This window comes from Gordonia jinghuaiqii, assembly GCF_014041935.1.
Lineage (GTDB): Bacteria > Actinomycetota > Actinomycetes > Mycobacteriales > Mycobacteriaceae > Gordonia > Gordonia jinghuaiqii.
Genome location: NZ_CP059491.1, coordinates 1,958,887 through 1,982,873 on the forward strand (window position 1 = coordinate 1,958,887; position 23,987 = coordinate 1,982,873).

At 67.1% G+C, this 23,987-nt stretch carries 18 protein-coding genes and 4 pseudogenes; 11 read left to right on the top strand and 11 right to left on the bottom strand.

What is annotated here, in order from left to right; genetic code table 11:
• The first annotated feature begins 36 nt into the window (after positions 1-36).
• Positions 37-1,263, top strand: a complete 1,227-nt coding sequence (locus H1R19_RS08735) for an acyl-CoA dehydrogenase family protein (RefSeq protein ID WP_188331551.1) — start codon at positions 37-39, stop codon at positions 1,261-1,263.
• A 57-nt stretch (positions 1,264-1,320) separates the two neighbouring features.
• On the opposite strand, the gene H1R19_RS08740 is transcribed toward H1R19_RS08735, so the two are convergent.
• On the bottom strand, positions 1,321-1,548 hold the full coding sequence (locus H1R19_RS08740; RefSeq protein ID WP_219851222.1) for a three-helix bundle dimerization domain-containing protein: 228 nt from the start codon (positions 1,546-1,548) through the stop codon (positions 1,321-1,323).
• Between the two features lie 393 nt (positions 1,549-1,941).
• On the opposite strand from H1R19_RS08740, the pseudogene H1R19_RS08745 reads away from it, so the two are divergent.
• The 4 genes and pseudogenes from H1R19_RS08745 (at position 1,942) to H1R19_RS08755 (ending at position 4,758) form a co-directional block, all read left to right on the top strand.
• Positions 1,942-2,518 (top strand): annotated as a pseudogene (locus H1R19_RS08745) (polyphosphate kinase 2 family protein).
• The gene (locus H1R19_RS23195) at positions 2,515-2,658 is read left to right on the top strand and encodes a hypothetical protein (protein ID WP_244970918.1); all 144 of its coding nucleotides are present in this window, start codon (positions 2,515-2,517) and stop codon (positions 2,656-2,658) included. The pseudogene H1R19_RS08745 and the gene H1R19_RS23195 overlap by 4 nt, the downstream one beginning before the upstream one ends.
• 109 nt (positions 2,659-2,767) lie before the next feature.
• A pseudogene (locus tag H1R19_RS08750) lies at positions 2,768-3,037 on the top strand (cation transporting ATPase C-terminal domain-containing protein); the annotation flags it as partial.
• Positions 3,034-4,758: a SulP family inorganic anion transporter gene (locus H1R19_RS08755; protein WP_219851223.1), complete on the top strand. Its 1,725-nt coding sequence runs from the start codon at positions 3,034-3,036 to the stop codon at positions 4,756-4,758. The pseudogene H1R19_RS08750 and the gene H1R19_RS08755, both read left to right, overlap by 4 nt.
• On the opposite strand, the pseudogene H1R19_RS08760 reads toward H1R19_RS08755, so the two are convergent.
• From H1R19_RS08760 to H1R19_RS08785, 6 genes and pseudogenes are all read right to left on the bottom strand, one after another.
• Positions 4,738-5,109 (bottom strand): annotated as a pseudogene (locus H1R19_RS08760) (diacylglycerol kinase); the annotation flags it as partial. The gene H1R19_RS08755 and the pseudogene H1R19_RS08760 overlap by 21 nt on opposite strands.
• 128 nt (positions 5,110-5,237) lie before the next feature.
• The gene (locus H1R19_RS08765) at positions 5,238-5,666 is read right to left on the bottom strand and encodes a DUF7144 family membrane protein (protein WP_188331548.1); all 429 of its coding nucleotides are present in this window, start codon (positions 5,664-5,666) and stop codon (positions 5,238-5,240) included.
• 191 nt (positions 5,667-5,857) lie between these two features.
• Positions 5,858-8,644: a molybdopterin-dependent oxidoreductase gene (locus tag H1R19_RS08770; RefSeq protein ID WP_219851224.1), complete on the bottom strand. Its 2,787-nt coding sequence runs from the start codon at positions 8,642-8,644 to the stop codon at positions 5,858-5,860.
• 25 nt (positions 8,645-8,669) lie between these two features.
• Positions 8,670-9,503, bottom strand: coding sequence for an FAD binding domain-containing protein (locus H1R19_RS08775; protein ID WP_219851225.1), 834 nt, complete (start codon positions 9,501-9,503; stop codon positions 8,670-8,672).
• Positions 9,504-9,773: 270 nt separating this feature from the next.
• Positions 9,774-11,285 (bottom strand): MFS transporter, encoded by a 1,512-nt coding sequence (locus tag H1R19_RS08780; RefSeq protein WP_244970919.1) that lies wholly within the window; start codon positions 11,283-11,285, stop codon positions 9,774-9,776.
• A 35-nt stretch (positions 11,286-11,320) separates the two neighbouring features.
• On the bottom strand, positions 11,321-12,184 hold the full coding sequence (locus H1R19_RS08785) for an SGNH/GDSL hydrolase family protein (RefSeq protein WP_188331545.1): 864 nt from the start codon (positions 12,182-12,184) through the stop codon (positions 11,321-11,323).
• A gap of 552 nt (positions 12,185-12,736) precedes the next feature.
• On the opposite strand from H1R19_RS08785, the gene H1R19_RS08790 reads away from it, so the two are divergent.
• Positions 12,737-16,126, top strand: a complete 3,390-nt coding sequence (locus H1R19_RS08790) for a pyruvate carboxylase (RefSeq protein ID WP_219851226.1) — start codon at positions 12,737-12,739, stop codon at positions 16,124-16,126.
• Positions 16,127-16,204: 78 nt separating this feature from the next.
• Here H1R19_RS08790 and H1R19_RS08795 read toward each other — a convergent pair whose 3' ends face one another.
• The 4 genes and pseudogenes from H1R19_RS08795 to uraD all read right to left on the bottom strand — a co-directional run bounded on the left by H1R19_RS08795 (position 16,205) and on the right by uraD (position 19,707).
• Positions 16,205-16,843, bottom strand: a complete 639-nt coding sequence (locus tag H1R19_RS08795) for a nucleoside/nucleotide kinase family protein (protein ID WP_219851227.1) — start codon at positions 16,841-16,843, stop codon at positions 16,205-16,207.
• A 355-nt stretch (positions 16,844-17,198) separates the two neighbouring features.
• Positions 17,199-18,437: pseudogene (locus H1R19_RS08800) on the bottom strand (HNH endonuclease signature motif containing protein).
• A gap of 401 nt (positions 18,438-18,838) precedes the next feature.
• Positions 18,839-19,165: a hydroxyisourate hydrolase gene (gene uraH / locus H1R19_RS08805; RefSeq protein ID WP_188331542.1), complete on the bottom strand. Its 327-nt coding sequence runs from the start codon at positions 19,163-19,165 to the stop codon at positions 18,839-18,841.
• The gene (gene uraD, locus H1R19_RS08810; RefSeq protein ID WP_188331636.1) at positions 19,162-19,707 is read right to left on the bottom strand and encodes a 2-oxo-4-hydroxy-4-carboxy-5-ureidoimidazoline decarboxylase; all 546 of its coding nucleotides are present in this window, start codon (positions 19,705-19,707) and stop codon (positions 19,162-19,164) included. Before uraD ends, uraH begins: the two co-directional genes overlap by 4 nt.
• Before the next feature lie 85 nt (positions 19,708-19,792).
• Here uraD and H1R19_RS08815 point away from each other — a divergent pair, with 85 nt between their 5' ends.
• From H1R19_RS08815 to H1R19_RS08835, 5 genes are all read left to right on the top strand, one after another.
• Complete coding sequence (locus tag H1R19_RS08815) at positions 19,793-20,371, top strand: nucleotidyltransferase family protein (protein WP_188331541.1); 579 nt, start codon at positions 19,793-19,795, stop codon at positions 20,369-20,371.
• Between the two features lie 231 nt (positions 20,372-20,602).
• Entirely contained in the window at positions 20,603-20,950 is a 348-nt protein-coding gene (locus H1R19_RS08820; RefSeq protein ID WP_188331540.1) for a WXG100 family type VII secretion target, read from the top strand.
• Between the two features lie 346 nt (positions 20,951-21,296).
• Complete coding sequence (locus tag H1R19_RS08825) at positions 21,297-22,292, top strand: hypothetical protein (RefSeq protein ID WP_219851228.1); 996 nt, start codon at positions 21,297-21,299, stop codon at positions 22,290-22,292.
• Positions 22,293-22,321: 29 nt separating this feature from the next.
• Positions 22,322-23,020, top strand: coding sequence for a hypothetical protein (locus H1R19_RS08830; RefSeq protein ID WP_219851229.1), 699 nt, complete (start codon positions 22,322-22,324; stop codon positions 23,018-23,020).
• Positions 23,021-23,177: 157 nt separating this feature from the next.
• Positions 23,178-23,945, top strand: coding sequence for a hypothetical protein (locus tag H1R19_RS08835; protein WP_244970920.1), 768 nt, complete (start codon positions 23,178-23,180; stop codon positions 23,943-23,945).
• The last annotated feature ends 42 nt before the right edge of the window (positions 23,946-23,987 follow it).

Below are 23,987 nucleotides of genomic sequence, written 5' to 3' on the forward strand. Positions count from 1 at the left end.
TCGCCTCTGGGCGAGCACCGGTCTGGGAGAGTGACGATGTTCGAGTGGTCCGATGAAGATCTGATGGTGCGGGACGCGCTGCGCGCGTTCATCGACAAGGAGATCCGGCCCCACCTCGATGAGCTCGAGTCCGGCGTACTGCCCCCGTACGACATCACCCGTAAGCTGTTGTCGGGCTTCGGAGTCGACGCGATGGCCAAGGAGTCGCTCGAGAAGGAACTCGAGGCCGAAGCCAACGGGGAGAAGAAGAAGTCCGCCGGCGACGGCGGTGCCATGGGCGGCTCGATGTTCATGATGGTCAACATCGAACTCGCGGGTGTGTGCCTGGGTCTCGTGGCGTCGCTGGGTGTGAGCATGGGCCTGACCGCCTCGACCATCCGCGGCAAGGGCACCCTGGCCCAGAAGAAGCGGTGGTTGCCCGAACTGGTCACCATGGAGAAGGTCGGCGCGTGGGCCATCACCGAACCCGATTCCGGATCGGATGCCTTGGGCGGCATGAAGACAACGGTCCGCCGTGACGGCGACGACTACCTCCTCAACGGCCAGAAGACCTTCATCACCAACGGTCCGTACGCCGACACGATCGTGGTCTTCGCCAAGCTCGACGACGGCAGCGGCACGCCGATGCGCGACCGCAAGGTGCTCTCGTTCGTGCTCGACAAGGGCATGCCGGGGCTGACGCAGGGCAAGCCGTTCAAGAAGATGGGCATGATGAGCTCGCCCACCGGTGAACTCTTCTTCGACAACGTCCGATTGGGCAAGGACCGCCTGCTCGGTGAGACCGAGGACACCGGAACGGATTCACGCGGTTCCGAGGGCGCCAAGGCGGGCTTCACCGCCGAACGGGTCGGCATCGCCGCGCTCTCGCTGGGGATCATCAACGAGGCCCAGCGCCTGTCGATCGACTACGCCAAGAACCGCAAGCTCTGGGGCCAGGAGATCGGGCAGTTCCAGCTCATCCAGCTCAAGCTCGCGGAGATGGAGGTCGCACGGATCAACGTGCAGAACATGCTGTTCAGTGCCATCGAACGCAGCAAGGCGGGTAAGCCGCTCAGCCTGTCGGAGGCCTCGGCGATGAAGCTGTACTCATCCAAGGCCGCCACCGACGTGGCGATGGAGGCCGTGCAGCTCTTCGGCGGAAACGGTTACATGGCCGAGTACCGGGTCGAGCAGCTCGCGCGAGATGCGAAGTCGCTCATGATCTACGCCGGCAGCAACGAGATCCAGGTGACCCACGTCGCCAAGGGGCTGCTGCGCGGCTGACCCATCGAACCGCATCGAACGACGGCCCCGGCAGAATTCTGCCGGGGCCGTCGTTCGTCACGGTCCGGCCAATCGAGAAACAGGAGCGGCCGCCGAATCGGTGATCTCCTGAACCGCTGCCTTCTCGACCAGCAGTGGGACGAAGTTCCGCACCTTGCATGAGGTGAATCGCTTGTGGATGACGCGGACGCGCTCTTCGATGTCGCCCGCCTGGGCTGCCGGATAACGTGCGATCAGGCGGACCATCACCTGTTCGGCTTCGAGCATCTCCTCAACTCGAGCCACAAACCCAGCATGAAGACCCGTCCGCCCGTTCCGGGTAACGATGCGAGATCATGTCGGAAACAACAGGAATCCCCGACGTCCGGCCGGCGTGCGACGCCACAAATCCGAGCCCTTTTCGGCGCATTCGCGAGTGAGATGAGCCCTGGCCGTCGACAATACGACTTGATTCGCCGATGCCCTCGGAGGAAAGGGGCGGCAATGTCCGACGCTCGACACCGCGGCCCCGCAACGGCGGAATTCTCCTCTGACCGAATCCTGAATTCGGACACTGGTCCTTCCGGCATGTCCGCGACCGATGAACTGGTCGGCGGCCGGCCGGGCGTGACCTCCGGCCCGATGTCGGACAAGGCATACCGGAAAGCGCTCAAACTCCTGCATGCCGAACCGGTGGCTATGCAGGAACGGGTCAGGTCGTCGGGAGCCAAGGTCTGCGTGGTCGTCGAAGGTCGGGACACGGCGGGCAAGGGCGGTGTCATCAAGGCGGTCACTTCGCGGGTCAGCCCGCGGGTCTTCCGGGTCGTCGCGCTGCCCGCACCATCGGAACGAGAACGGTCGCGGATGTCTCCAGCGGTATGTGCCGCATCTGCCGGCTGCCGGAGAGGTCGTCATCTTCGACCGGAGCTGGTACAACCGTGCCGGAATCGAACGCGTCCTCGGGTTCTGTACCGAGGAGCAGGCCCGGCGGTTCCTGGAGCAGACGCCGACCGTCGAGCGGGCGACGGTAGAATCGGGGATCATCCTTGTGAAGTACTGGCTCGAGGTCAGTCAGGAACAGCAGACGCTGCGCCTTCAGAGTCGCATCGACGATCCGCGCAAGATCTGGAAGCTGTCAGAGACCGGCCTCGAGTCCTACAGCGCTGGTACGACTTCTCCCGGGCGCGCGACGACATGTTCCGCTACCCCGTCACCGGTTGGGAGCCTTGGTTTGTCGCATCCACTGACGACTAGAAGCGGGGCCGGCTCAACGTGATCAGCCATCTGCTGAGTCAGGTGCCCTGCCTGCCGCTCGAACGTCCCGACGTCACGTTGCCCAAGCGACAGAAGGCGCTCGGCTACCGGCAGCCGGACCGGCCGCTGAATTGGATCCCCACTCCCTACCAGGAGCGGTGAGGTGGCCACCATCCAACCCGTGCCGCGATCGGCGCACCCGACGAGCGACGCCGACGAAGCGGCGTGGCACTGCCTCGACGCCGAGGCCGTCATCGCGGCGCTGGGTTCCGACCGGCAACAGGGGCTGTCGCCGCCCATCCTGGGTGCACTGAAGATCTTGTCGATCCCGGTGGTCGTCACCGTCTTCTCCGTCGAACTCGGCTTTCTGCAGGACGTCCTGCAGACCACGTCGTTGACCGGTGGTCAGTGGCTGGCCTGCCTAGGCTGGTCGCTGATCATCCCGGCGGTCGTGGAGGCAGAGAAGGTGATCCGTCGGCGGAGGCGCGCCGCAGGGGCGCCCGCGGTGTCTGCTGTCGCACCTCGGCGAGCACTCGCATGAGCGGCGGCGGGTCGGCGCTCTGGCGCCTTCCGGGTCTCGCGACGGCCCGGGGATACAAGCGCGAATGGCTTCGTACCGACGTCACCGCCGGGCTGGTGCTCACTGCGCTGCTCATCCCCGCCGGGATGGGATACGCCGAGGCCGCAGGGCTGCCGGCGTATGCGGGCCTGTGGGCGACGATCGTGCCGCTGCTTGCATATGCCTTGGTCGGACCGTCGAAGATCCTTGTGCTCGGCCCGGATTCGTCGCTCGCGCCGCTGATCGCCGCGGCGGTGCTGCCGCTGGCCGCGGTCGGTGACCCGGAGGATGCACTCGCCCTCGCCGGGATCCTCGCCGTGCTCGTCGGTGCCATTCTCGTCCTGGGCGGCTTTCTCCGGCTCGGTTTCGTCACCGAGCTCCTGTCCAAGCCGCTGCGACTCGGCTACTTGAACGCGATAGCGCTCATCGTCATCGTGGGCCAGTTGCCGAAGCTGCTCGGTTTCTCGGTCGACGCCCCGGGTTTGTTCGAGGAGTTCGGTGAGATCGTCACGTCCGTGGTGAGCGGTGACGTCGAGACGGTCGCTGCCGCGATGGGGATCGCCTGTCTCGTCGTCATCATGGCCTTCCAGCGCTGGCTCCCGCGGATACCGGGAGTTCTTGTCGCGGTGGTGGGTTCGATCGTGGTGACGGCCCTGGTCGGACTCGACGACGACATCGGGATGGTCGGCGCCCTGCCGGCGGGACTACCCCTGCCGCAGTACGGCAACATCGACTGGGACGACGTGCTGTCCCTCGTCGGACCTGCCGCGGGAATCGCGCTGATCGCTTTCGCCGACTCCGGGGTGCTGTCGCGGACCTTCGCCGCCCGGCACGGCGAGGATGTCGACGGCAGCACGGAGATGAAGGCGATCGGCACGGCCAACATCGCCAGTGGGCTGTTCGGCGGATTCCCCATCTCGGCGAGCGGTTCCCGAACACCGGTCGCCGAACAGGCCGGTGCGCGTACCCAACTCGCGGGCGTCGTGGGTGCGGTCGCGGTGCTGGTGTTCGTGCTGGTGGCTCCCGGCGTGACCGCCTATCTGCCCGATGCGACGCTGGCGGCGGTCGTCATCGTCGCGGCGACCGCGCTCATCGACATACCCGGAGTGGTCCGGGTGTGGAGGCTGAGCAAGATCGAATTCGGCCTGGCGGCGGCGGCATTCGTCGGCGTCGCGCTCGTGGGTGTTCTCCAGGGCATCCTGGTCGCGATCGGACTGTCCTTCGTCGCAGTGGTGGCGCACGCCTGGCAGCCGTACCGTACCGAGCTGGTGGACCTGGGGGACAGCGGGTTCCACGATGTCGATCGGCATCCGGAGGGGCACCGTATTCCCGGGCTGGTGCTGGTCCGCTTCGACGCGCCGCTCTTCTTCGCCAACGGCAAGATCTTCGCCGGGCACATCCGGGAGACGGTGGCGCGGCGCGAGTCGCCGGTCGACTGGGTCATCGTCGCGGCGGAACCCATCACCGGCCTGGACACGACCGCCGTCGACGAACTCGTCGATCTCGACCGGTCGCTCGAGTCGTCGTCGGTCCGTCTGGTGTTCGCGGAGCTCAAGGGTCCGATCAAGGACAAACTCATCCTGTTCGAAGTCGACGACCGGTTCGACGAATCACGGTTCTACCCCTCGGTCGAGTCGGCCGTCGAGGCGTACCGGAACCGTGGTTCCACCGGCGCCGATCCGCTACCGGAGCAGATCCCGTAGCCGGACCCAGTCGAGTTGCGCCGGCGCGACGCGGATCTCGGGACGCTCCCGAGGCACACGAACCCGCAACGCACCCGGGGTGATGGTGCAGCGCAGCGGGGTCCGGAGTCGCACCGACTCGCCGTCGATGCCGACCGGGATCTCGGCGGCGTCGGCATGGACGACGACCTCTGTCGCCATGCGCGGTTCGAGTCCTTGCCCGTGGCCGCGCCGGAGCAAGCCCACGGCCTGGCGGGTGTCGGCGACCGAACCGGTGACCACGCCGAGCAGCCCGGAGTCGATGCGATTACGGCGTCCCAGCCCGGCGAGGTCGTTGGTGGCGTAGAGATCGTTGCTCACCAGGATCGCCTCGGCCACGGCGGCCACCTCCGCGCGCAGCTGCTCGAGTTCGGCGCGTTCGGAGGTGTGATCGAGGAACCCCTTGTCGGATTCTGGTCGCCCTCAGCGGGTTTCCGTGCTCCCGATGGCGCTGTTCGGAGTCAGCGGTAGTCGGCCGTGGGGTTCCAGGTCGACACTGCCCAGATGACGACGACATCGAGTGCGATGATCAGGATCGACCACCACGGGTAGTACGGCAGCCACAGGAAGTTGGCGATGATGGACAGGCCGGCGATCACGATGGCGGTGAATCTGGCCCAGCCGGCACCGCTGGTGAGTCCGGCGCCGACGATGATCGCGATGGCGCCCAACACGATGTGGATCCAGCCCCAGGTCGTGAAGTCGAACTTGTAGACGTAATCGACGCCGCGGATGAAGACCTCGTCTTCGGCGACCGCCGCGATGCCCTGTGCGAGTTGGACGACACCGACGACTATCAGGATGATCGCCGCGCCGATGGACGTCCCCGCGGCGATTCCCTGCTTGGCAGACAGGGTTCCGCCCTCGTCTACGGGTGCAGTGTGTGTCATGATGCCCTCCTCTGGACTTCTCGGATAATGAGGAGTGTGCGTCTTGTCGAGGCGATTTCGCAGGATTTCCGCCGAAACCACTGGACGTTGGGTCCCAATTGTGTTCTCAAATTTTGATTCGTTGATCGCGTGTGATTACCAAGTATTCAAAGAATCATTTACGAGCTATTGAATGTCTATTTACCGAGGCTTTATGTGAATCGTTCGTCTGCCGATTCGGGGTGTGTGAGCCGCCAGATCCGGTCTCGCGACATCGGCGTCTCGTACGGACGGACGTCGAGGGCGCGTCGGATGGCGTTGGCGAGCGCGGGCGCAACAGGATTGTAGGGGGACTCCGACATCGATTTGGCCCCGAACGGGCCGAGTTCGTCGGCGGTGTCGGCGAAGTAGACCTCGGTGAACGGGACGTCGGCCATCTGGGGAACGCGATAGGTGCGCAACACCTTGGTCAGCGGTGCGCCGTTGTCGTCGAGCATGATCTCTTCGTACAGTGCGGTGCCGATGCCTTGCGCGACGCCACCTTCCACCTGACCCCGGCATTGAGCCGGATTCATGACGGTGCCCGCGTCCGCCGCGTGGACCGACTGCAGAATGGCGACGGTGCCGGTCGCGACGTCGACCGCGACGCGGAACGCCTGGACGTTGAAAGCGATGGACCGCATCTCGCCGCGTTCCTCGCCGGCTGCGATGGCTCGTTGCCCGGCAGGGTGATCCACCCGGTGGCGGTCGTCGACAGCGGCGATCAGGTCCGCGAAACCCACCACGCCACCGGAGACGAGTGCGCCGTCGGCACCCAGGGAGATCTGGTCGGGGGCGACGCCGGTCAGCCGGCTCGCGGCGGCGATCAGTGTGTCGCGCAAGGCCAGGCACGCGCCGTGGACGGCCTTGCCCGCGACCGTCGTGCCGGCCGAGGCGAAGGCGCCGGTGTCGTGGGTCGCGGCGTCGGTGTCGCCGTGCCACAGCGAGATGCGGTCCAACCGGGTGGACAGGGCGGTGGCGACGATCTGGGCGTGCACCGTCGTGGTGCCGTTGCCGAACTCCGCGGTCCCGACGCCCACGTGATAGGTCCCGGCGGCGTCGACCGCGACGGTGACGCTCGACAGGTGCCCGCGCGGCGCCATCGTGGCGATCGCGGAGATGGCCATGCCCTCACCGATCCGCCAGCGGTCGCCCGCCGGCGGCGCGACGCCGTTGCCGCGGGAGAGGGCCTGCTCGGCGAGATCGAGGCACTGGTCGAGGCCATAGCTCCCGTACACCAGGTCCACCTCGGGTTCGGCTCGGGCGATGAGGAGCGGATCGCCGTCGGCGACGGCATTGCGTCGCCGGAACTCGAAGGGGTCGATCCCGAGTCGGATGGCGAGCTCGTCCATCGCACTCTCCACGGCGAAGACGACCTGGCCGAGCCCGTATCCGCGGAAGGCGCCGGAGGGCGGGTTGTTGGTGTAGACGACCTCCGCATCAATCCGCTTGACCGGGCAGTTGTACACCGAGACCGATTCCGCGCAGGCGTGGAACATCACGCCGATCGCGTGATTGCCGTAGGCCCCGGTGTCGGACAACACATCCACCTTCAGGGCGGTGAGCCGACCGTCGGCGTCGGCGCCGACATCGATGGTGACTTTCATCGGATGTCGGTAGGTTGTGCGGGTCAGTTCGTCGGTGCGGGTCATCTCATAGACGCAGGGTCTGCCGGTGCGGAGGACGGCGAGCGCGACGAGATCCTCGGTGAGCATCTCCTGTTTTCCGCCGAAGCCGCCGCCGACCCGTGCGCTGAACACCCGCACCCGCTCGGCCGGCAGATCGAAGAGAAACGCCAGCTCGTTGCGTACGAGAAACGGGACCTGCGTGCTGGTCCGGATGACCAGGCGTCCCTGTTCGTCGATCCAGCCGATGGAGCCGTGGGTCTCCAACTGTGCGTGGGAGACCCGGCCGCTGCTCCAGGTACCGCGCACGGTGGCGGCCGACGTGGACAGAGCGGCGTCGGCGTCTCCGCCGAAACCCTCGTGGAAGGCGGCGACCACGTTGCGGTCGGCCTCGGCGACGCGGTCGGCGGGGGTGCGATCGGGGTGGACGAGCGGGGCGCCGGGGGTGCGGGCCTCCTCCGGATCGAAGACAGCGGGCAGCAGCTCGTAGGTGACGTCGATCAGCTGCAGTGCCTGGGCGGCGACAGCAGGCGACGATGCGACCACCGCCGCGACCCGCTGGCCGACGAACCGCACGACCGGGTCGAAGATGAGGGTGTCGTCCGGATCCTCGAGCCTGCTCTCGTGCCGCCCGGTGGAAAACCTTGCGGTGGTCACATTCTCGTGCGTCAGGATGACCTCGACGCCCGGCAGTGCCGCGGCGTCGGCGGAGTCGATGGCGGTGATCCGCGCATGCGGGTGGGGTGACCCCAGCACGTGGATGTGCAGTGAACCGGCGGTGGGGACGTCGAAGGTGTACGGCTCGGTGCCGGTCACCACGCGTCGCGCGGCCAGGGGGTTGACGGACGTGCCCACCAGTGGGGCGGGCGGGGCGGGCGTGTGCGTGGCCGGCGGTGTCGGCGCAGGCGCCACGGCCGCGCAGATCGAGTCGCGGATGGCCCGGTAACCGGTGCAGCGGCAGATGTTCCCCTTCATCCTGCGGGGGAGGTCGCCGAGCTGTTCGGGGGTGACCGTCGAGGCGGTCACGATCATCCCCGCGGTGCAGAACCCGCACTGGAAGCCGAAGTTGTCGACGAAGGACTGCTGCACCGGATGCAGATCGTCGGGTGTGCCGAGTCCGGCGACCGTGGTCACCGACTTCCCGCTCGCACGCCGGGCGGGATAGATGCAGGAGTGGACGGGTTGTCCGTCGACGAGTACCGAGCACGCGCCGCAATCGCCGGCGTCGCACCCCTTCTTCACCTCGTAGTGGGCGTGCTCCCTCAGCAGCATCCGAAGGCATTGCCCGGCAGCGGGTTCGGCGTCGACAGTCTCGCCGTTGATCTCCAACCTCATGCGCTGAACTCGATCCCCATGCTGATCACGACCCCTGTGTCGTCGATTGTGTCGCACCGGACAAGTCGGCGCGGATCTCCTCGGCGAGGACCGCCGACACCCCGCGCCGCCAGTCGGCCGAACCCAATGGGTCGGTGTAATAGCCGCTCGCCGCGGTGATGTCGTTGCGCAACTGATCGGCGGTGGGTGGTGCGGGATAGCGCAGGACCGTGGGCCACTCGGTGGCGGCGGTGATCCCGTAGGTGGTGGAACCGTCGAGGTCGATGCGTCCGGTCACGACCGCTCCCGATCGGCCCAGCTCGGCCAGCGCGATCTTGCGGAAACCGGTGCGCGCGCGGAGTGCGTGGGCCGGGAAGTCGATGGCACGCAACACTTCCCCGGGTCCGAGGATGTTGATGCCGTTGCCGATGACCAGGTCGGACACGAGCAGATCGCGGTCGGCGCCGTCGGGATTCCAGACGTGTGCGGTCGCGTCGAGCGCGACGGCCAGTGACACCATGGAGGCGGCCGCGAACGACCGGCAGATGTTGCCGCCGACAGTCGCCATGTTCCAGATCTTGAACGACGCGAGGAGCGCATTTGCGCACTGGGCGAAGAGCGGGTGCGCGGTGAAACCGGGTCGTGGGGGGAGTGCGACGAGGTCGGCGATCGTACAGGTCGAGGCGACGCGGAGCCCGCCGTCGGCGAGTTCTTCGATGGGCGCCCAACCCATCTCGCTGAGGTCGACGAGGCCGGTGGTGGCCGGTTGCGGTTCGGAGAACACCCAGGTGCCGCCGGCGACGAGTTGCTCACCGGGGGCGGGGAACACCTCGTCGCGGGTCCGCGCGAAGCGGTAATGGGAGACGGCGGTGAGATCCATCATCGTGCCTTGTCGAGAAGGCGTCGGTGCTGCGGCGCGACGGCGGTCGTTGTCTGTTCGGCGTCGCGGTGTGCGACGGCGGAGGTGTCCCACAGTACGAGGTCGGCTGGCTCGCCGGGCTCGATCGAACCGATCGCAGGTGTGCGGATGCATGGGTTCTCGTTGATCGTTCGGCAAGCCACGGCGTCACGCTACGTGCATCGGGGCACGTGCGCATCTCGATGTGCCCCGGGTCATGGAGAGGTGGGTGTCCGCGCGTGAGGTCCGGTGTCAGACGGAGGTTTCGGTGAAATCGCGGCGCGACGGGATCGCGAGCGCGACCGCCGAGGCGACCACACACATCACCAGGGCGATGCCCGACGCCCAGAGATACCCGTCGGCCATCGGTACCGCGACGACCTCGCCGTCGGCATCGGTCACCGAGATCATCGACCACGTCAGCAGCATGCCGACGACCGCGGCGGAGGTGGACGTACCGATGATCCGCATCAACGCGTTGACGCCGTTCGATTCACCGGTCTGCTCCACGCTCACCGACTGCATGATGAGTGCGGGCATCGCCGAGTAGGCGATACCCAGGCCAGCGCCGATGCAGCAGGCGATGACGAGCATGTGGATCCACGTCAGATCCCACGGTCCGGCGAGTCCGATGATGAACACGACGTAGCCTGCGCCGATGATGACCCCGCCGAGTGCGAGGGAGATGCGCGCGCCGAAGGCGGCGTTGATCCGTCCGCTGATGTGGGAGAACGCGAACATGATCAGGCCGCTCGGAGCCAGGATGAGGCTGGCGTGGACCATGTCGTATCCGAACCCGTCGGGGCTGCTCGTCGGCGCCATGAGCAACTGGATGGGGATGAGTTGCATGGCGTAGAAGGCGAAGCCGGTGGCGATCGAGGCCAGGTTGGTGAGCAGTAGCGGGCGCCTACCGAGTATGCGGATGTCGATCAACGGGTTCTTCCGCCGGAGTTCCACCATGATCCACAGGGCAAGAAGCACCACGAAACCGCCCAGCATGCCGAGTGTGAGCGGGCTGGCCCAACCCCAGTGGGCGCCCTTCGACAGGGGCAGCAGTAGGCAGACCAGGACGGCGGCGAGGCCGATGGCGCCGAGCGCATCGAAACGCCCGCGCGACGGTGTCGCGGACGACCGGACGGTCAGCGCGACACCCACGGCGGCCAGCGCGGCCGCGCCCGCGCACGACCAGAACAGCGCGTGCCAGCTGACGTGCTGGGCGATGACCGCGGCGAACGGTAGGCCCAGCGCGCCGCCGATACCGAGTGAGGCACTCATCGTGCCCACCGATGAGGCGAGATGGCGCGGCGGGACGATGTCGCGCATGACGCTGATCCCCAGAGCGATGATGCCGAAGCCGAGGCCCTGCAATCCGCGTCCGACGATGAACAACGGCAGTGAGGTGGACACCGCGCAGGCGACCGACCCGATCGCGACGAATCCGAGACTCGCCAGGATCGCGAGCCGTTTGCCGTACATGTCGCCGATGCGGCCGCCGATCGGCGTGGCCACCGCGCCGACCAGAAGTGTGATGGTGATCGCCCAGGTGGTGTCCGAGGCGTCGGCATCCAGCAGCGCCGGAAGCTGGGGGATCAGCGGCACGATGATCGTCTGCATCAGCGCCACCACGATGCCCGCGAGGCAGAGCACGGCGACGGCGGCGCGCGGGTGCGGCTTCTCGGCCGGGGGATCGGGGCGCGAGACGTCGGGCGGCGGGAGATCCGGGGTGTCGTCGGTCATTCCGCCGGCATCGGTCCGGCTGGTCACGCCGTCATCCGGCTGGTCACGATCATCTACGTTCCTCACACAGGTCGAACCCCGAGCGTATCGCGCGGGGCTTCGGTGAGAACGTTCGCATCGGGGCCCGCGGCCGCGAACGCGCGCTGACGCAGGTCGGCTGCGGCGATCGGTTCCGGCCACCGCGGGGTGAGCCCGTCACCCGAGGACACCCCGCGGACGCGGCGCATCACCCAGGGCCCGAGGAACGTGCGCGCCCACTCGGCGTTCTGCCGTCGCTGCTGCCTGCGGGTCGCTGCGGCTGCCTCGGCGAGGACCTCGGTGGTGATGTCGTGGTCGACGCCGAGGACGTCGAGGACCTGCGCTGCCATGCGGGTGTGTCCGAGCGTCGACATGTGCAGGCGGTCGGTGTCCCACATGCGGTAGTCGTCGTAGCCCCGCATCCGCCAGAAGTCGCAGACGAGCGCGCCGTGGCGCTCGGCGACCGCGCGGAGAAGCTCGTTGTAGATCGCGATTCGCCCGCGCAACATGCGGAACACCGGAGCCCACCCGGTGTCGTAGGCGGTGAAGACGACGACTGTTGCGCCGGTGGCCACCAGCTCGCCCAGCATCGCGTCGTACCGGGCGATGAGTGCGTCGAGGTCGAGGGTGGGGCGCATGAGGTCGTTGCCGCCGGCGTAGACGGTGATGAGGTCGGGTTCCAGGGCGACCGCGGCGTCGACCTGCTCGGCGATGACCTCGTCGAGCAGCCGTCCGCGGATGGCGAGGTTGGCGTAGGTGAACTCACCGCCGGAGCCGTCGTGCGCCGCGGCGAGTTGCTCGGCGACGCGGTCGGCCCAGCCACGCAGGCCGTTGGGCCGGGTCGGGTCGGGATCGCCGACGCCCTCGGTGAATGAATCGCCCACGGCGACGAAGCGTGTGAAGCCCACGGTGATGGCCCTCCCTGATCGTGATGGTGCCGACGACGCTAGCCGCGTGACGGTGCGCGACCAAAAGCGTGCGGCGGGCCCGGGATCGGCGAAAGACTGTAGCCGATACGGAGCGTTCGGTCGGTAATCCGACGGAGCGATCGATCGGCTTCCGGCATTCTGCGCACCTTTGATCTCACATTGTGTGAACACGAATGAGAGCGTTTCTCGGCTCCTCTGCAACGGCTTTCGTTTCGATTGTTCTGCAACGGAATTGGACCACGGAATCGAGGGGAGGGTGACCGCGGGCGAGTGTGTCGCGGCGCGTCGAATTGCGGTCGGAAACTTGATGTTCGAACCTGTGAAGACCGGTACGAGGGGGGTGCGGGGCGCCCGGAGAGGGTGGGTAGGATCACGACTTGAGGTGTTCGTGACGAATACGTCATCGGCATCCGGGAAATGAGCTCATCAGAGTTGTTGGGCGGATTGTTCGCACGGTCTCCACCGCGATTGTGCGAATGAGGCGAGCACGCGCCGGACCGGCGCAGGCGTGAGAGAAAAGAGAACACCACGATGTTCGACAAGGTTCTGGTCGCCAACCGCGGCGAGATCGCCATCCGCGCGTTCCGCGCCGCCTATGAGCTCGGCGCGCGGACGGTGGCAGTGTTCCCGTACGAGGACCGCAACTCGGTGCACCGGCTCAAGGCCGACGAGTCGTACCAGATCGGTCTGCCGGGGCATCCGGTGCGGGCATACCTCTCGGTCGACGAAGTCGTCAGTGCGGCAGTCCGGTGTGGTGCCGATGCGATCTACCCCGGCTACGGGTTCCTGTCGGAGAATCAGGGGCTGGCCGCGGCGTGTGCCGAGGCCGGCATCACCTTCGTCGGGCCGAGTGCTGACATCCTGGAGATGACGGGCAACAAGGCCACAGCTGTGGCGGCCGCGCGCGCAGCGGGTATCCCCGTGCTGGCGAGCTCGGCGCCGTCGTCGGATCCCGACGAGTTGATCGCCGCCGCCGAGGACATGCAGTTCCCGGTGTTCGTGAAGGCGGTCGCCGGCGGTGGCGGCCGCGGTATGCGACGCGTCGGGGAACGTGCCGATCTCGCCGAGGCGATCGCGGCGGCTTCACGCGAGGCCGAGGCGGCCTTCGGCGACGCGACGGTGTTCCTCGAGCAGGCCGTGGTCAACCCGCGCCACATCGAGGTGCAGATCCTGGCAGACACCTACGGCAACGTCATCCACCTCTACGAGCGCGACTGCAGCCTGCAGCGTCGTCACCAGAAGGTGATCGAGCTGGCACCCGCCCCCAACCTGTCCGACGAGTTGCGCGAGCAGATCTGCGCCGACGCCGTCGCGTTCGCCCGTCACATCGGCTACTCGTGTGCGGGCACCGTCGAGTTCCTGCTCGACGAGCAGGGTCGTCACGTGTTCATCGAGATGAACCCTCGGATCCAGGTCGAGCACACGGTGACCGAGGAGATCACCGACGTCGACCTGGTCAGTTCGCAGCTGCGGATCGCCGCGGGTGAATCGCTGGAGGACCTGGGACTGCGCCAGGACGCCATCCGAATCCGCGGTGCCGCCATGCAGTGCCGCATCACCACCGAGGACCCGTCCAACGGTTTCCGGCCCGACGTCGGCCGGATCACCGCGTACCGCAGCCCGGGAGGTGCCGGCGTCCGCCTCGACGGCGGCGCCAACCTGGGTGCCGAGGTGAGCGGCCACTTCGACTCGATGCTCGTCAAGTTGACCTGCCGTGGAAGGGATTTCGCGACCGCGGTGCGTCGATCCCGGCGCGCGGTGGCCGAGTTCCGGATCCGCGGCGTCGCCACCAACATCCCGTTCCTGCAGGCCGTGCTCGACGACCCCGATTTCCGCGCGGGCCGCGTCACCACGTCGTTCATCGACGAACGTCCGGAGTTGCTGACCTCGCGGTCGTCGGCGGACCGCGGCAGCAAGATCCTCGCGTACCTGGCCGAGGTCACGGTCAACAAGCCGCACGGTGAGCGCCCGACCACGGTGTACCCGCGCGACAAGCTGCCCCTCGTCGAGCGTGCGGTGTTGTCCTCGCCTCCGGACGGCTCGCGCCAGCGGCTCCTGCAGCTCGGACCGGAAGGATTCGCCCGCGACCTGCGGGAGAGCCCGCGCCTGGGGATCACCGACACCACATTCCGCGATGCGCATCAGTCGTTGCTGGCGACGCGGGTGCGGACCACGGGACTGCTCAACATCGCTCCCTATGTGGCGGCACTGACCCCGGAGTTGCTGTCGGTCGAGTGCTGGGGCGGCGCGACCTACGACGTGGCACTGCGCTTCCTGAAGGAAGACCCGTGGGATCGGCTGGCGCAGTTGCGCGAAGCCATCCCCAACATCTGTCTGCAGATGCTGCTTCGCGGCGCCAACACCGTCGGGTACACCCCGTATCCCACCAAGGTGACGACGGCGTTTGTCGAGGAAGCTGCGGCGACCGGTATCGACATCTTCCGGATCTTCGACGCGCTCAACAACATCGACGCGATGCGCCCGGCGATCGACGCGGTGCGCGAGACGGGCACTGCGGTCGCCGAGGTGGCAATGAGCTACACCGGTGATCTGTCGAACCCGGCCGAGGATCTCTACACCCTCGACTACTACCTGCGTCTGGCCGAGCAGATCGTGGAGGCGGGTGCGCACGTCATCGCCATCAAGGACATGGCGGGCCTGCTGCGCGCGCCGGCGGCGACCACGCTGGTGTCGGCGTTGCGCGCCAACTTCGACCTGCCGATCCACGTGCACACCCACGACACCCCCGGCGGTCAGCTCGCGACCTACCTGGCCGCGTGGGAGGCGGGTGCCGACGCGGTGGACGGTGCGTCGGCGCCGCTGGCGGGTACGACGAGTCAGCCGCCGTTGTCGGCGATCGTGGCCGCGACCGCACACACCGAGCGCGACAGCGGCATCGATCTGGCGCGCGTGTGTGATCTGGAGCCGTACTGGGAGGCGCTGCGAAAGGTGTACGCACCGTTCGAGTCCGGGCTGCCGGCACCGACCGGTCGGGTGTACTCGCATGAGATCCCGGGTGGTCAGCTGTCGAATCTGCGGCAGCAGGCCATCTCGTTGGGCCTGGGTAACCGGTTCGAGGCCGTCGAGCAGGCCTATGCCGCGGCTGATTCGATGCTGGGTCGTCTGGTGAAGGTGACCCCGTCGTCGAAGGTGGTCGGTGACCTGGCACTGGCGCTGGTCGGCGGCGGTATCACCGCGTCGGACTTCGCTGCCGACCCGGGTTCCTACGACATCCCGGACTCGGTGATCGGGTTCCTGCGCGGCGAACTCGGCGACCCGCCCGGTGGGTGGCCGGAGCCGTTGCGCACCCTCGCGCTGGAGGGGCGTGCGCCTGCGCCGGAGACGGTGGAGCTCTCCGCCGATGACGAGGCCATTCTCGACAAGCCGGGCAGAGATCGCCAGGTACGACTCAACCACCTGCTGTTCCCCGGTCCCACAAAGGAATTCGAGGAGCACTTCGAGATCTACGGCGACACGTCCCGGCTGTCGGCCAACCAGTTCTTCTACGGACTGCGTTATGGCGATGAGCACCGTGTGGAACTCGAGCCGGGCGTCGAGTTGATGATCGGTCTCGAGGCCGTCAGCGAACCCGATGATCGCGGCATGCGCACGGTGATGTGTGTCCTCAACGGTCAGTTGCGGCCGATCGCGGTGCGCGACCGCAGCATCGACTCAGCGGTGCCGAGCGCGGAGAAGGCCGACCGTGCCAACCCGAAGCACATCGGCGCACCGTTCGCCGGGGTGGTGTCGCTGTCGGTGGACGTCGGCGACGAAGTTGCCGTGGGTGCCACCATCGGCACGATCGAGGCCATGAAGATGGAAGCGGCGATCACAGCTCCCGTCGGAGGCAAGGTCGCACGACTCGCCATCGGATCGGTCACCCAGGTGGGGCCCGGGGATCTGCTGATCGAGATTCGCTGACCTGACAGCTGATGTGGTTCGTCCGGCGGCGGGGCAGGGTGTCCCGCCGCCGGGTGCGCACCGCCGAAGGCCGGTTCGTCAGTGGTTGCCGTCGACGATGAGGTCGGCGTGGTGGCGGGTGCCGGCGATCAGCGAGGCGTTGGCGTCGTCGACGGTCGTCACCCAGGCCTGGGCCTCGGTCGGGGACTTTCCGGCGCGAATGTGCCTGGCGAGCAGTCGCTCCCGACGGACCGCGTCGTCGGCGTCGACGTAATAGAGGCGGTCCAGCAAACGGGACACCTCGATCCAGCGGCCGTCGTCGACCGCGAGGTAGTTGCCCTCGACGATGACGAGGCGTGCGTCCGACGGGATGCAGATCGACGCGGCGACGGGCTCGCCGACGGTGTGATCGAAGTCGGGCGCGTAGACATCATCGGTTCCCTCGGCGATGCGGCGAAGCGTGGCGACGAACCCTGCGACGTCGAACGTGTCCGGGGCGCCCTTACGATTGCGGCGCCCGAGGCGTTCGAGAACGGCGTCGGACAAATGGAAGCCGTCCATCGGGAGATAGCCGACCTTCGACCCGCCCAGGCGTGACATGAAGTGCCCGTGCAGTTTTCGGGCGAGGGTGGTTTTGCCGGCGCCCGGCGGCCCGGTGATGCCGACGAGGGCCCTGCGCGACTTGTCCAGCAGGGCGGCGATGTCGTCGCGGAGGGGCACGACGTGTGGACCGGTCATGCCTGCGCTCCTGTGTGTCTGTGTCTGTGTCTGTGTCGCTGCTTGGCATGCAGCATACGGTTCCGCCGGCAAGCGGTCGGTGCCCTGCGGCGCATCCCGCATCGGCACCGGCGCGGACACCACCGACATGTCCTCTCCGGCCACGCAAGTTCTCTGGATCGGCTGCAATTTGCGCCCACTGAGAAGTCGGGCATCGGTTCGCTCAGGCGTGGTTCACGCCTGAGCGAACCGAGCCCCTCGGCCGTTCACACTGTTGAGTTCTCAAAGAACATCTTGTGAGTTCCGTGCCCGGAACGACACTCACCCGACCGACGGTCGAGCTGGGTACGCGCACAGGCGGTTCAGCGAGCAGGACTCACGTGAGCACGCCGTCGAGTCGCATGGTGCGACGGTTGTAGGCGGGGAGCGGGAGTCGTTTGGGGTCGATGTCGGGGGGTGGGATGAGCCAGGGGTGGCGGTCGGGTCCCATGACGACGTCCCAGTCGTGGTGGTGGACCTGAGTGTGGCACCGCTGGCAGAGCAGGCACCCGTTGTCGAGGTCGGTGGGGCCTTCGTCGGCCCAGTGGACTATGTGGTGCACCTGCGTATGTGATGCCGGCGCACCGCATTTGATGCAACACACGTCTCGCACGATGACGGCTTTGCGAATATGCGGCGGGAAGAGACGCTGTGTGGCACCCATTCGCAGGGGCACACCTTCACCGTCGAGGACGATCTCGTTCAGCGTGGCGTCGCACGACAACTGTCTGGCGGTGGCTTGGGAGACCGGTCCGACCCACGGCAGCCGAGCCGGGTCTGTGGCGTCGGCCGGGATTGTGAGCAGCAACTGTGTGCGGGGTGCGCCGGAGGTGGTGAGGGTTGCGCCGACAGCGGCTTGGTCGAGCAGTAGCTCGAAGCCGTCGGCCCATCGTTGTTCGCGGCTACGGCGGTCGTCGGCGCCGTCGGGTTCTGGTCGTGGGCAGGAACGTTCATCGATCATTGTCAAGAACTTCTCGCCGATCACGGCCGTCACGTCGGCGGTGATCTCGACGCGGCCGTCGTCGGTCTGACGCGACTTCACCGCATTCAGCGACGCGTCCTCGGCGGCGGGCACACCACTGTCGGCTGTGTCGGCGATCCGGTTGCCGATGGTGCGGGCGTGTTCGTTGATCTCGGGAGGGGTGGCGCCGGAGAAGGCCTGAGTGAGCAACTCCGACTCGTACACCGCGCGTTCGTCATCGGACAGTTCTGCGGGGAGCGCTTTTCGATGACTCCGATGCCGCGGACGACTGCATCGACACATTCGGCGGAGAGGTAGCCGTCGGCGGCACAGTCGGCCAGTTTGGGTAGCGTGTCCAGGTTCTCTCCGATTCGCATGCTGCGGTGGGCAACCGTCGGCGCGAATCCGATCTCGATCAGTATCCCTCGGGTGGTGGCGCCGGCTTTCGAGGCGGCACCGGTGGCGTCGAATGCGGCTGCGTGTGCGGCGATCTGGTGATCGACTACGTTGCGCAGCAGGCGGAGTTCATCCAATCGCTCGAGCGCCTCGCGTCCGGTGGGGTCGGTGGATGGCTCGAGTGCGATCAGGGTGTCGCGCATCGGTGATCGAGGTCATGCTTCCACTGTACTCGCCCATACATTCGACTGTCAGGAAATTCCACAGCCTTCGTCGACCGAATTCAGTTATACGGCAGTCGCTTTCACATCCTCCCCGTTCGTCAACCGTGGTAGACCGTGGTGAACACGAGTCTCACCAGTCACACGCCGATTCTGGACCCGATGCTGAACGCAGGGCGTCCCGGTCGTCCCGCGGAGATCGTCCGGGGGATACAGGGCTCGTCCACGGAATGGACCTACACGAGCAGCAGGCAGGGTCAGCTCGTCAACTCATCCGAAGCCCAGGTCGTCGTGCGGATCGACGGAGACTTCCCCTGCGGCACGGCCACCCTTCGGTACGTCTTCGCCCTGCAGGCGGCAAGATCGCCCGGCTGCACATCGCCCCCTGAACGGCCGGCTTCAGCTGCCCCGATACGTCGAATAGGCGAACGGGCTCAGCAGCAGCGGTACGTGGTGGTGTGCGTCCGCGTCGGAGATCTCGAAGCAGATGTCGACCTCCGGATAGAAACCTCTGATGTTGTTGTCGGCAAACCAGTTTCCGGTGTCGAACACCAGGTGGTATGTGCCGGGCACCAGCGCGTCGTCGTTCACTCGGGTGATGCGACCATCGGAATCGGTCCGCCCAGAGGACAACTCGGTACCCGACGCGTCCTGTAGCGAGACCTCGACGCCGACGGCCGGCGACCCCGACACCGCATCGAGTACGTGTGTGGACAGACCTGTCATGTCATGGCTCCTTTGCCGGCCTCTGGTTCTGACGCCAGCATACGGAGCAACCGGGCGCGGTTGATCTTCGACAGCTCCTCGCGAAGCACCCGTCGTTCGGTCTCGGCGTCGTTGTGCATCCGCTGCTTGAGGATTCCGAGGAGCTCCTCGGCGGGTCGGCCGTTCGCGAATACCAGGTAGACGTGTCCGAACCTGTCTTCGTACGCCGCGTTGCAGTCCCTGAGTTCGGCGATCACCGACGCGTCCGATCCGGTGACGCCCGACTGTTCCCGAGCCGACGATGCGTTGTCGGGCCGTTCGCCGATGCGCGGGTGTCCGGCCAGCGCGTCGTCGACGTCGGCCTCGGAGATCTCCGCCAGCGCACGGTCGGCGTGCTCGAGCAGGGCCGCGCTGTCGGCGAAGGGCCGCGCTCGCGCCACGCGTGATGCCCAGGCAGGGGAGTTGCAGCACTCCTGGAGAACGGCGACGGCCCGCACCTCGTCCAGTCGATTGAATCGGCGGACACTGTCGTCTTCTGGCACCACTACGTCTTCTGGCACCACTACAGGGTAGGAGCGGCGGGCCCGACGGTCTCGGCGAAGTCCATGTCGCGCACGCAACCGGTGGGTGGCGGGAGAAGATGGAGCGATGAGCGACGTCGCGCGGACATCGATTCCGGACTCATCCGACGTCGTCGGAGTGGTGCTCGCCGCCGGTGCGGGAACCCGCTACGGAATGCCCAAGATCCTGGCGCACGAGGGTGCCTGGCTCGACTCCGCGGTCACCGCGTTACGCGACGGCGGCTGCGACCGCGTGGTGGTCGCCATGGGTGCTGCGAAGGTCGTTCCACCCGCGGGCGCCGAAGTTCTCCTGGTCGAGGAGTGGGAAGCCGGAATCGGCGCCACGGTCTCGGCGGTTCTCCGGTGGGCGCGAAGACAGCGGCACGCGGCGGGGTTGGTGCTGCAGGTCGTCGACACCCCCGACGTCGGTGCCGGCGCGGTGGCCCGCGTGGTCGACGCCGCCGGGGCACGGCGAGATGCCCTGGTGCGAGCGGTGTTCGACGGTCGACCCGGGCACCCGGTGTACCTGGGCGCCGATCACTTCGGTCCTGCACTCGACGTCATCGGTGGGGACGTCGGCGCTCAGGTCTACCTGCGCGGACGCGCTGTGTCCCTGGTGGAGTGCGGGGATTTGGCATCAGGTGAGGACATCGACGTTCGCGAGTGAGGGCCGCTGAGGCCGACACGCCGAAGGCGGCGTCACGTCGGTCGGCACACCCCGAAGTGCCCTCCGCCGAGTCGTCGTGGATGTGCCACGTGCGACCAGTGACGCGGTAGGTGCTGTGGTCGTGTGGATGGTTTCGCAGGAGAACGTGAATTCGGGGCTACGGTCACCTCATTCGAATCCGTTGCGGCTCCGGTTCCCATGGAATCCGCCGCGTGAACGTGGAGGTAGTTGATGATCGGAGGAGCTGGCGTCAGCGCGGATATCGCGGTCCTTGCGGCGGTCGCACGTGACATCGTCACCGGCGCGGACGTCGCCCGAACGGGATTTGCGCGCGACGTGGCCAGGATGGAAGGTGCCCTGTCCGGATGGGTCGGGAGAAGTTCGGTGGCCCTGGCACGACGCTCCTCGATGTGGGACGAACGCGTGCGTTCGCTGGTCGTCGCGGTGGACTCACATGGCCTCCAGTTGTCCGCGGCTGCCGGCCACTACAACAGTGCCGATGAGTCTTCGGCGTCCATGCTGACAGCGGACCACAGCGCTGTCGGCGGTGCGTCGGCTACCAAGCTGCTCAACCTCTGATCGAGTTGCCATGACCCTGACTTTCGCCGACGTGGACAGGTGGGATCCCGATCAGATATCGGAGGTCTTTCGGATCTGTACCGGGCACCGTGCTGCATGCGACGACGTCGCACGCCCGTTGAAGAGTCCGGCGCTGTTCTCCGCGTGGGGCGGCGACGCGGCGGCGGCCGCGGAGAACAGTGCTGACAAGATCCGTCGGGACCTCGACGCGCACGGTCACGAGATTGCCGGCGTCGCGCGGGCCGTGCGTCAGGCACATGCGGACGTCGTCGCGCTGAAGGCCGATCTCGCGAGCCTACGCACCGACATCGCCGCCCATCGGCTGGTGCTGGAAGACGACGGTTCGGTGACCGACTTCCGGATCAGTCCCGGCGCTGAAACAGCTGGGGACGTCGTCGGTCCGCTGATTCGACGTGCCGGCGCCCTGCTGTCCCGCGCAGAGAGGATCGACGACGACCTCGCCGCCGCAATCGACGCGGCCGATGGTGACCTTTCGATCCGCGGAGACGGTCGAAGCGTCGAACGTCGGACCAACCAGCGGAAGGCGTTTCGACGAGTGTACAAGCGAGATCCCGTGTCCGAGAACGATTGGCGTCTGGCCGAAGGTCTAGATACCCATACCTACGACGGCGAGAGCAAAGGGTCGCCAGCGGTGGTCCGGGTCGGTCGAATACGACCTGTTCCCGGAGCGGGAGTGGTCCGGATGAATCTGTACATTCCGGCTGAGGAGGTCGTGAACGTCGAGACGTCCGGCATCCCGGGAAGAGTTCCCAACGCCGGTGACCACCGTGGGCCATCAGCCTCCGCGGACGCCGAGGATTCCCGGGTCTCGGTGTATGTGGACTACGAGACCGGGATTGTCTTTGTGCGCCAGAACCCGACGGTGGAGCGGGAGACCGACCGACGACCCCGCGCGGGCATTCCGGAGGTCCGCGTCGGTCAGGACAGGAACGGTGCGGTCAAGATCGTCTACAACGCCAAGGACTCGTTTCAGCCGGCGCTCGCCGACCAGATCGACATCGGCGTCCAGGGCGTTATCACTGTCGATCCGTCGACAGGGATCCCCTCGGTTGGCGGACAGGTGACGCCCTACCCTGCCATCGAGATCTATCACCACTCACCCGAGGGGACCACGACCGAACTCTTCGAACGCAACGTGAACGGGAGTCCTTACGGGCCGATGACACAGCTTCTTCGGCGCGCGACCGAACACATCGGAAGCGAGGACGTGCCGCACGTGGGCCCGGTTCCCGACACTGAGCGGCATACCGGTCGCGCGCGCGAACCCTTCGGGACAGAGCTCGGCGCGCCACACGACCCGCCCGACGTCAGGGTTTACTAGGTGCCGTGGTGACTCGACGATGGCGGCCCGTGTTCGGCTCCGATGGTTGGTGGGCGGGAGTCACGCTGTTGATTCCCGTCCTCTGGTTGGTGTCCGGACTCGTTGTTCAGGGGGTCCTCGGTGCTTATGACGATCTCGACATCGAGGCCTTTGAGTCGGGTGTCTATCGCGGCGCGTCGGCCGAACCGGTGGGCTTCGGTGACGCTGCGATCCTGATCGGGTGTGTGATAGCCGGAATCGTGCTCATGGGTGTCGCTTCCTGGTGGTGGTACTGGGCGCGGATGCTCTTCCTGGCGAGCCTGTACTCAACCGCACTCACCGTGCTGTCGGTCGTCACCGACCCGTTGTGGGTGATTCGTTCCGGTGACCCCGGAGCACTGGGCGCGCTGGCCGCTTCGGCCGCACCGTTCGGCGCGGCGCGCGGTCGAGATGTCCACGACCCAAGCGACGCCGGGGACGGCGCGGCGGGGGCAGGACCTTCACGGCCGCGGTGGTTCTCGCCGATGGGCCCCGTGGTCGCGGCTGCCTTGGTGGCGGCGTTCATGCTCGGGCAGGTCGCGTGGATCGTGGTCGGTGTACTGCTGTTGGTGGCACTCGTGTTTCGTCGACACCGCCGCGTCGTACCCATGGCCATCGTGCTGACGCTGGTCGGTGGGGCGGCGTTCATCGCGCTCTTCTGGGTGGGGTACGTCCTGTTCATCGTCGGCGTCGCACTTTTCGCCGGTTAGCTGAGCAAGGGGTCCGCCGTCAGGGGGCGCCTGCCGGGCGTGCCCATTTCGAGACCTTCTCGACGCCGTTCCGGTGCACGCGATTCCCACGTGGGACAACCGTCCGTGTCTAGGGTGCAGACATAGCCGGGTAACGGATCGAAACTCCTCGAGCGGGGTGATCGCCGTGGCGCACGCTCGTCGTCGACGCCTCACCGCGATCCTCGCCGCTCTGATCGCCGGCGCCGGTCTCGCCGCGTGCGCCGCACCGGAAGCGGCAGAACCCGCTGCTCGCGCGCCCGCACTCGAAGATGCGCACACACCACCCGGTTTCGACACCACGTTCCGCTGGACTGCCACCGGCGTCCTGGACCCGCACTCCGCGGAGGGCACTTTCGTGCGGGCCTTCGCCGAATCCTTCGAACTCGCCAACGCCGGCCGGTCGGCCGACTGGGGTTATCCCGGATTCGCCGACGCCGCACCGTCGAACATCGACCAGATGGTGACCGCGTATCCAGCGGAGGCGTCCTCGGTACGACGCCAGGTGGGAACCGCGTTCTACCGCGGACTCCGCCGGACCGACGAGGGGGAATGGACCCGAATCGTCTTGTGCCGCGACGGCTATCGTTCCATCGAACGGGATGGGGAGTGGACCGTCGGTTTCGATATGCCACGGCCGGTGGAGATCGACATCCGCCGGGCGGGTGACCAACCGGCGACGGGTCCGCTCGGTGGCCGACGCGCACCGGAATCCGATGTCTTCGGCGGCTGGTTCGCCCCGCGCTACGACTTCGCGGCTCTGTATCCGACACCGACGGCCGATCAGAAGGACTGCGCGGCAACGAGACCGGCCGGGATTCCGCACTGGCTGCCGATGGCGAGCGACGATCCGTGGCCGACGATGCCGCCGGCACCCGGATGGTCGATGTACCCGGGTGTCGGCTGACAGCGCACTCTTGCCGCTGAAACCTACTGGGCTTGAACCTTC